This is a genomic window from Colwellia sp. C1TZA3 (assembly GCF_007954265.1).
Lineage (GTDB): Bacteria > Pseudomonadota > Gammaproteobacteria > Enterobacterales > Alteromonadaceae > Cognaticolwellia.
In genome coordinates, this window is record NZ_VOLS01000124.1 from 1 (window position 1) to 2,243 (window position 2,243).

Consider the following 2,243-nt stretch of genomic DNA (forward strand, 5'->3'; position numbering starts at 1 on the left):
TAGCGTTAAGGGTACTGCAACATAAACGATATTATCTATCGGATAGAATGATACTAAGTGCCATGAAGACACTTATTCAAGATAGTTTATATTGAGTAACTTGTGGGGATTCCTCAGACTTTAGTCCATCAGTTAAATGAAATTTAACGCTTTTTCCCGTAAACAATATTAACCTTTTTCAATATAACTGCAGATTGAAAAAATAGTACCCGCTGCAGATGTTTTTTTGCTCCATCAGGTTAATGGCCAGCTGTACGGTTGACGGACTGAAGTCCGACCTACAAAAAAGAATTGCCCAACGTTAAAAATCACCTGTAGGCCCGATGTAGGTTGGACTTTAGTCCATCAAGTTAAATGAAATTTAACGCTTTTCACCATAAACCACATTAACCTTTTTCAATATAACTGCAGATTGAAAAAATAATACCCGCTGCAGATGTTTTTTACCCCATCAGCTTAATGGCCAGCTGTACGGTTGACGGACTGAAGTTCGACCTACAAAAACAATTGCCCAACATTGAAAAAACACCTGTATGCCCGATTTAGGTTGGACTTTAGTCCATCAAGTTAAATGAAATTTAACGCTTTTCACCATAAAGAACATTACGTCATAAATGACTTACTTTTACACTGAGTTTGTAAAGCCTAGCTGCCGCCATGCCTCATAAACAATCACAGCAGCGGCGTTTGATAAGTTCATACTACGGCTATCTTTTAACATGGGAATTCTTATTTTGTCTTTATCAGGTATTTGTTGTCTAACATCTTCGGGTAAGCCACCGGTTTCTGAGCCGAATAAAAGATAATCACCGGACTGAAAACTGATATCACCATAATAACTAGTAGACTTTGTTGTCACCGCTAATATGCGCTGTGGTTGTTCACTTGCAATAAAACTTTGATAATTTACATGGCGTTTAAGTGCCGCAAATTCATGGTAATCTAAGCCGGCTCTGCGCAGTTTTTTATCTTCTAGATCAAAGCCAAGAGGTTCAATTAGATGTAACCTAAAGCCGGTATTAGCACATAGGCGAATGATATTACCTGTGTTGGGTGGAATTTGAGGTTGAAATAAAACGACATCTAACATATCAAGTGCTTAATAAATTATATAATTAAGTGGTATTATACCGTGCTTGATTCGGCTTTGCTTTATCAATGTTAAGCAATATTTATTTATTAGGAGGACTTAATGCAGGCTAACAAGATAGATTCAAACCAATATGCTTACTTAGTAAAGTTAGCAGCATTTGCGGCAACAACAACAGCGTTGATTTTAGTAGTTTTAAAACTTTATGCTTTTTTTGTCACTGATGCTAGTGCCATGTTGGCCTCTGCGACTGATTCGATTTTAGATTTATTTGCTTCGATTATGAATGTGGTGATTTTGCGTTTCGCTTTGGCCCCTGCCGATAAAGAACATAAATTTGGTCATGGCAAAGCAGAAAGTTTAGCCGGGTTAGTGCAGGCCGCCTTTGTGTTGGGCTCGGCATTACTATTGGTGTTTAATGGTGTTGATCGCATTATTAATCCACAAGAAGTGGTACGCACCGAAGTGGGTATTGTGGTTTCAATTATCGCTATTGTCATGACCTTGTTGCTGGTGATGCTGCAAAAGTATGTTATTAACCAGACAAAATCTGTCGCTATTAGTGCGGATGCTTTGCATTATCAATCGGATTTAATTTTGAATTTAGGCGTATTAGCTGCGCTGTTTTTAAGTCAAGGTTATTGGTTACAGGCGGATGGATTTTTTACCGTTGCGGTTGGTGTATTCCTGTTAATCGGCGCAGGTAAGATTATCTGGCACAGTGTTCATCACTTAATGGATCACGAACTGACTGAAGAAGAACTTAATACTATCAAGAAAATTATTTTGGCACATGAAGGTACTCATGGCTTACACGAGTTGAGAACACGACAAGCAGGGCCAGATCGTTTTATTCAATTTCACTTAGAGTTAGATGGTGAGTTATCTTTGTTAGAAGCTCATAGTATAGGTGAGGCCATTGAAGCAGAGATTATTGAAGCCTTGGCACCCTGTGAGGTTTTTATTCACCACGATCCTTTGTCAGTGGCCCACCATCAAGAGTCCAATGATGAAATGGCTAAAGACTAATACCAGTTCCATTAAGTTTGTGATCTTGTTGTGCGCAGGAAAAATAACTCAAGGTAAGGCGCTCGATTGAGCAATAGCTGGCTATTGGGATTGAGAGCAACACAGCCTTGAGCTATTTTAACTA

General features: G+C 38.7%; 2 protein-coding genes. One reads left to right on the plus strand and one right to left on the minus strand.

The window, feature by feature from the left end; all coding sequences use genetic code 11:
• Nucleotides 1–625: 625 nt before the first annotated feature.
• Entirely contained in the window at nt 626–1,090 is a 465-nt protein-coding gene (gene trmL / locus ESZ39_RS17390) for a tRNA (uridine(34)/cytosine(34)/5-carboxymethylaminomethyluridine(34)-2'-O)-methyltransferase TrmL (RefSeq protein ID WP_146881178.1), read from the minus strand.
• A gap of 102 nt (nt 1,091–1,192) precedes the next feature.
• On the opposite strand from trmL, the gene ESZ39_RS17395 reads away from it, so the two are divergent.
• Nucleotides 1,193–2,119 carry a cation diffusion facilitator family transporter gene (locus ESZ39_RS17395; protein WP_146881179.1) on the plus strand — a complete coding sequence of 309 codons (927 nt, stop codon included), beginning with the start codon at nt 1,193–1,195 and terminating at the stop codon, nt 2,117–2,119.
• Nucleotides 2,120–2,243 lie beyond the last annotated feature (124 nt).